The sequence below is a fragment of the Granulicoccus phenolivorans DSM 17626 = NBRC 107789 = JCM 15570 genome (assembly GCF_000423085.1).
GTDB classification, from domain to species: Bacteria; Actinomycetota; Actinomycetes; order Propionibacteriales; family Propionibacteriaceae; genus Granulicoccus; species Granulicoccus phenolivorans.
This window is the reverse complement of sequence record NZ_AUHH01000040.1, coordinates 35266-41631: the sequence shown is the minus strand read 5'-3', so window position 1 is coordinate 41631 and position 6366 is coordinate 35266. Positions and strand designations below refer to the sequence as shown.

The 6366-nt window shown below is 70.0% G+C and carries 5 protein-coding genes; all 5 read right to left on the bottom strand.

The annotated features are described in order from the left end of the window. Positions 1–845, bottom strand: an 845-nt coding sequence (locus G531_RS22970; protein ID WP_035759186.1) for a YcbK family protein, incomplete at its 3' end; no start/stop codon positions are given. A 144-nt stretch (positions 846–989) separates the two neighbouring features. After that, positions 990–2144 carry a hypothetical protein gene (locus tag G531_RS22965; protein WP_051215552.1) on the bottom strand — a complete coding sequence of 385 codons (1155 nt, stop codon included), beginning with the start codon at positions 2142–2144 and terminating at the stop codon, positions 990–992. A 51-nt stretch (positions 2145–2195) separates the two neighbouring features. Next, on the bottom strand, positions 2196–2618 hold the full coding sequence (locus G531_RS0114835; protein ID WP_026927848.1) for a hypothetical protein: 423 nt from the start codon (positions 2616–2618) through the stop codon (positions 2196–2198). Positions 2619–2642: 24 nt separating this feature from the next. Next, on the bottom strand, positions 2643–3914 hold the full coding sequence (locus G531_RS0114830) for a hypothetical protein (protein WP_211221868.1): 1272 nt from the start codon (positions 3912–3914) through the stop codon (positions 2643–2645). Further along, positions 3911–6319, bottom strand: a complete 2409-nt coding sequence (locus G531_RS0114825; protein ID WP_026927846.1) for a hypothetical protein — start codon at positions 6317–6319, stop codon at positions 3911–3913. The genes G531_RS0114830 and G531_RS0114825 overlap by 4 nt, the downstream gene beginning before the upstream one ends. Positions 6320–6366 lie beyond the last annotated feature (47 nt).

Genomic DNA, 6366 nt, shown 5'->3' with positions numbered 1-6366 from the left:
CGCACATCCGCATCACCCGACAAATACGTCCACAACCGCCACACCCCACGCACATCAACATGCGCATAATTACTCCCCACCCCGATCCCCAACTCCCGCCCACCAACCGCCAACGCCACCTCAGCAATCTGCGTCCCCGTCAACCCCGCCACCACAATGTCAGCCGCCTGCCCCGAACAATGCCGACTCAACGTCGGCCGCTTCCCCCGCCCCCGATACAACGCCACATTCCGACCCCACGACCGAAACCCCGAATTGATCCGCACCGGACGCCCCACCCGATCCCGAATCCCCTGCAACAACCCCACCAACACCGGCGAAATCCGCGCCCGATCCGAAACCCGACCCCCACTCGAGGCCAACTCCCCCACCGAGAAACTCGCCGACAACCGCAACCCACGCACCCCCGGACCGGTATCCAACAACGGCAACCCCACCCCATTCGGATCCCAGAACTCCTCACCCCGACCCGTCAACCCCGACACCGACCGCAACACCACCCCCGACGGAAAACCCACCAAGCCCCCCGACCCCAACTCCCCGAACGACTCCGGATCCCCAAACGACTCGGATGCCTCGAACGCCTCATCCGCGAACGACTCCGGATCCACGTACGACTCCGACTCCACGTACGACTCCGGATCCGCGAACGACTCCGACTCCGCGAACGACTCGGGTTCCGCGAAAGCCTCCTCGGCGTACGACTCCCGCTCCCCAACTTCGTCCCCCATGGGTTCGAAGGCCTCCCCGGGCTCGACGAAGACCTGGGGCTGGAATCCGGGCAATTCCCATTCGGCTCCCGGCGCGGCCTCCAGGGGGACTGTCGATCCGCGCAGGACCGACACCTCCGCACTGAACGGGGATTCGAACCCTTCCTCGGTGAAGGTTGCTCCCGGCCCCTGCACCGGGAACTCCTGCTCGGACTGGCTGTCGAGCCACTGTGCAGACATCGTCGTCACCTCTCGCGTTCGAAGCCCGGAGCTCCGGAGTCAGCGCCCAGTCAGCGCGGCGGACTGACCGTTGCGGCGCGTGCCCTCCCCCGGACGCGGCGCGGTCTGGATTGCCAACTTGCGCACCTTCAGGTCCTTGCCGCTGGCGGCCGACCACTCGGTGATGACCCGCCGGCTCTCCTGGTCCAGTGGCCGGGCCCCGGCCGGCAGGGGTGCAGCACCCGGCGGCGGAGCCGGGGCGTACAGGAGCCACGCCAGGCCCTGCTCGGACACCAGGTTCGCCTCGAGCGCCTTCAGCAGCAGGGAGAGTTCGTTGGCCATCGAGAAGAAGGCGAAGGACTTGCTGTGGGCCGGCAGATCCACCTTCTGCCCGATCAGCCGCAGCCGCTCGGCCGCACTCGGTGCGTTCGCCCGCAGATCGACCACGACCGGGGTATCGGCACTGAGCGTCAGCTCCACCCAGCCCAGGGCGGCCACGGCGCTGAGCTCCTCGCGCGCCAGCAGATTGGCCAGCCGCCGGCTGCGCAGGAGTTGCCCCAGCTGTTCGGCGAGACGGTAGATCCGGTCGTCATCGGCCTGGTTCTGCCCCGAGGAGTTCCGGATGTTGGAGATGGCCTGCCACAGCTCGTAGAGCAGTTCCTCGAACATCGCCACGAAGGTCGTATTGGCGGCAGCCGCCTTGGCGTACGGGAAGGGAGAGTTGGCCTCGGTACCGAACGCGAGATCCATCCCGAACATGCGCCAGTACGCGTTGCGCCGGACCGCTTCGGGATCGGGGCGCACCAGGCTGGTCGACGTCCAGGCCGCGAAGAGGTTGCCGGCTCCGAACAGCAGAGCCTCGGTGGCGTCGAGCCACCGTTGCGTCGCCAGCGACGGAATGCCCAGTGCCTCGCCCGAGCGGAACTCCCGAACGACTCTGGCGAGGATCTGCACCGCCCGGGTGTTCTCCAGCGCGAACGCGTAGCCGAGGTGGTCCCAGGGCGGCTGGGGCGAGGCCGGCAGCCCCGCCAGGTCCCCCGTCGCCATCAGGGTCGTACGAGCCTTGCCGGCCGGCCCGGAGATTGCGGCATCCCGCCACACCTGCTCCATGTAGAGAACCAGGTCCATGGGATCCGCGGTGAGGACGGAGCTGGCCGCCTGGGCCGGCGGTACCCCATTGGCCAGCACCAACCGCTGGACAAGTTGCTGGAACATTGCGTCACTTCCTGTTCTTTACCGACTTCAGGGCCGCGGGATCGGGCATGGCTACCCACGCCCCGGACGACGCAGGCCGCCCAGCCCCACCCCGTCACTAGGAAACGGCCCCTGGACGAGGTTCCACTCCGGGGCCTGCAACGAGGACTCCAGATCGGCCAGGAACCGGGCCCGGGCGACGTCCAGGGCCACCCCGACCGATGGCAGCAGGTCCTTCAATCGCTCCAGGTACCGAATCGCCTCGAGCTTGTCCTGCAACGTCGCATCCAGCAGGGTGAGTGCCCTCGCCACCGCGTCCCGGTCCCGATACGTCGACTGGATCGACGTCCGCAGTTTCGCCGCGTCGGCTGAATGCAACTGCTTGAGCACAGCCTCGTCGGCTATCAGGGCATGCGCCAGCACGTCCAGCGCGGCCGCAAGGTCGTCGACCCTGGTCTCCAGGGCGGCCAGCTGCTCTCCCACATCGTTCGCCATTGCTGTCTCCTGTTCCTCGCTGCCTCACGCGGCCGCAACCGTCGTCATCCAGGTGCGGGCTCGATCGATCCATTCGGTGGAGCGGGCCGGGTCCTCGGCTTCTCGCAGGCCACCGAGCGCGATCATCCGGATACCCTCGGCGCCCCGCCAGTACGCCGACCGCCACAGCGCCGGACCGGCGGTGCGTTCCAGCTCGCCGAGCGCCTCGGGCGCCACCCGGCGCGGGTCGAGGACCGCGGCCATGGGCCGGCCCGCCAGCAGCGGCACCGGGGCACTCAGGCACGCATGGGCCAGTTGCGGCAGCCGCTCCACCGAGCGGGCCAACAGCCCCGCCGTCGTCGGCTCGGCCCGGTCGACCGGATGCGCGGCCATCATGGCTCGTTCCAGGTCGTCCCAGGGCCCGGCGCCGAAGACAGCCCGGCAGAACGCACATCCCAGCCGGGTACGCAGCCACCCGACCGGGTGCGGGTCACCCGGGGGCCAGCGCATGATGGTGCGATCATCGCCGACCACGTCGTACAGCGCTGCCACCGAGGCATAGCCGGTGAGCAGGAAGGCGTACACATCGGCAGCGATCTCCGACGCCCACGGCAGCCACATCCGCTGTAGGTGCACGTCATCGGCGAGGGCCCGGACGAGGCGCGTACGCAGGCTCGGCACCCATCCGGTCAGGTGGGCCACCTGATGTCCGGTCTCGTGGAACAGGGAGGTGGGCCGGTAGAGGTTGTGCCGGACCACTTTCACCGCGGCCACCGGATTGACCGTGCCCGGGTTCCACAACCGGATCCCGGCTCGCAGGATGGAGGCGCCCATCCCCTTGTCCACGTAGGTGAGCACGGGCGGGACCGGTATGCCCGCAGCCGTGAGGACCGGTGCCATGCTGGCCACCGCGAGTTGATCGAGCCGGCGCAGCACGATCCGCAGGGTCTCACTGGTCCGCGAGTTCACTGCGTCCCCGAAGAACTCCAGCGTGGTCTCCACCTGAGTGAACCGGCGCCGGAACAACTGCACCGCCCGAGCGGCCGTCGCCAGCGCGGCCGGATCCCGCTCGGCCCGGCCGGCGAGTTCCCGAGCAGTCCGCCCCAACCGCAGCAGGTCCTGCACCGCCTCGTGCAATTGGCGACGCAGTCCCAGCCCGGTCTGGCTCTCCACCGACCGCCAGGCCTCCGCGGTCGCGAACTCCTCCGCGTCCAGGAAGGTGGTGGCCGCAGCCAGCCAGTGGGCGGTCTGCCGCTGCAGGTCCGCCGCCCGGAGTCGTTGGGTGGGATCGGCGGCGACCACCAGGCTGCCGGTCACTTCCACCGCCTCCCCGGGACCACGGTGATCGTGCCGGACGGTGTTCCCCGGAAGGCGTCTCCCGAGAGCACCCGGCGCAGTGCCTCAGGGGTCAGCCGCCCGGCGAGGGCGTCCTTCACCAACTCGAGGCCGGGCACCGCGCGCAGGGTCAGCCGGAGCGTGAGGCCGTCGGCGGGATCGGCCGCGGCCCGGGTGAACTCGGTGATCCGGGCCCGGACCCACTCGGCGAACATGGTCATGGCCCAGGCGCGCAGCCGGCGCTGCAGAACCGAGAGAACGCGGGGCGCCAACCGGCCGAGCAGGGCAGCCGCGAACTCCTCGCCCTCCTCGAGTTCGCCGCGTACGCTCACCGAGCGATCACCCGGGGCGAAGGTGATCCCCCGGATGGCCCGGCCCACCGTCTGCAGGAACACCGGGGCCCCGCGGCCCTGTTGGACGGCCGCCGCGATCTGCTGGGCATCGGGCTCGGAGAGGTAGACCGCGGTGGTGACGGTGGCGGTGCGCAGATCGATCCTGATCCGCGCCTGGCTGGGGCGGCCGGACTGCCCGCCGCGCGCAGCCTGCCCGACCTGGAGCGGTTCGAGGAAGTAGAACCGCTGCCCCACGGCGATCCGCTGACGCGAGCGCAGGTAGATCGGTGGCACCGCGGTTCCCAGGCGGGGCTCACGCACCAGCAGCCCCGCTGCCTGCGGAGTCAGCGGGTGCAATCTCGCCCACACCGCCGGTCCGGCGCCCAGGCGCGCCAGCGCCCGGTCGTTCCGGGCGATCCGGGGCAGCGTGGTACCCGCCACGGCCTCGTAGATGTGCATCCGCACCCGGGCGGGAAGACGGACCCCGTGGGCGCGCAGCGCCGCGGCCAGGGTGGTGCCGCCGAAGGAGCGGACCGCCTCAGCGGTCTGTTCGGTCACCTCGATGGTGGGTACCCGGGTGTACTTGCGGTAGGGCCGCTGGCTGCGGACACCCCGCGGCACGAATGACCCGCCGAGGGAGGGCGCCTGCTGCAGGGCCGTGCGGACGTACCGCGCCGGGAAGTTCGTGGCCACCGAGCGCTCGAAGGCCTCCGCCACAGCCAACTGCATCAGGTCCTCGTTGTCGAAGACATAGTCCTCGGCTTCGGCCAGCCGACGTACCGTGTCCTCGACGGTCGCCGCGAGCACGGCCGGGGCGGCCTCAGCCGGTTGCTCCGCCTCCGTCTCGGCTTCCAGGGTCAGCATCCGCAGGCCGACATCCACGATGGCCGAGGAGAGTGGGCCGGACAGTTGTGGCCCCACCCACTTGCCGATGAGCTTGGCCAGGTAGCCGGCCAGGAACCTGACCACCCGGTCCCGGCCGACCAGGCGGATCCCCACCCGCAGCGCCGGTAGCAGGGCCGGGATGAAGTTTTCGATGGCCGGGGTGAGGTCTTCGCCCTCACGGGCCGATCCGAGGCGGTCCACCAACTCTGCCCGCGCCTCGGCGAGGGTCTGGAGTTCGAGACCCTCCAGCGGTCGCTCGTCCTCCTGGGTTTCGGCGAACTGCTCGAACTCGGCACCCTCCGGTGGCGGGGTCGCAAGGGACTCGGCCAGGGCCGCATCGAAGGATTCGGCCAACGCTTCGGCGTCGGTGAGTACTGCCGGGGACACCGTCCGGCCCTCGTCGCTGACCTGTGCCTCTTCCTCTGCCTCCAGCCCGATCCGCTGTGCCAGCATCCGGGCCGGGCCCCGCAACGGAGCCGGCAGGCGGCCGATTGCGAACGAGATCACCCGCTTCAGGAGGGGTCGGACCAGGGCCTTGAGCTTTCGGAGAGCGAAGTTGAACGCTCCCTTGGCCAGCGAGCCGACCTTGCCGGCGACGTTCTTGGCGACGCGAAGTGCCTGCCGCAGCTTGTTCCGGATCGCCCCGAAGAAGTTCTCGGAGGCCGGCGAGAGGTCGACCGGGTGGGACTCGGCGGCCTCCAGTAGCCTCTCGAGTTGCTCGGGTCCCATTGTCTCGACGTCGGCGCCGCTCAGCGCCTCGCCGACCGCACTGAGGTACTGCTCGGCCTCCAGGGCCACCGGGGCCAGGTGGAGTTCGGCAAACCGTTCCCGCTCGGTGCCCCACGACGCGGGCGCTTCTGCCTCGAAGCGCTGCTCGACCGCCTGCTCGGTCTCGGCGACCAGGTCGGCCACCGCCTCGTCGAAGGCCTCGTCCCGCAGTTCGTCGTACGCCTCGGCGAACCGGGCTTCGGCGGGGTTCTGCTCGGTGAAGCCCGCCGCGCTCTCCGCGAACGGTGACTCGTTCTCCCAAGCGGTGAAGCCTTCCGACTCACCGACCGTGGCCGGCGAACCACTGCCGGACCCTTCGGCGGCGTACGTCTCGGCAAAGGGGGTGTCCGCCTCCCAGGCCTCGGGGGACGCCGTGGCGTAGGTCTCCGGAACAGTGGTCATCACGAGCCTCCTTGCACGGCGGGCCGATCGGCACAGCGATCGCCTCC

What these genes read in the sequence shown, in the direction of transcription:
- G531_RS22965 (WP_051215552.1), bottom strand. Translation starts at nt 2,144, where the DNA reads ATGTTCCAGCAACTTGTCCAGCGGTTGGTGCTGGCCAATGGGGTACCG.
- G531_RS0114835 (WP_026927848.1), bottom strand. Translation starts at nt 2,618, where the DNA reads ATGGCGAACGATGTGGGAGAGCAGCTGGCCGCCCTGGAGACCAGGGTC.
- G531_RS0114825 (WP_026927846.1), bottom strand. Translation starts at nt 6,319, where the DNA reads ATGACCACTGTTCCGGAGACCTACGCCACGGCGTCCCCCGAGGCCTGG.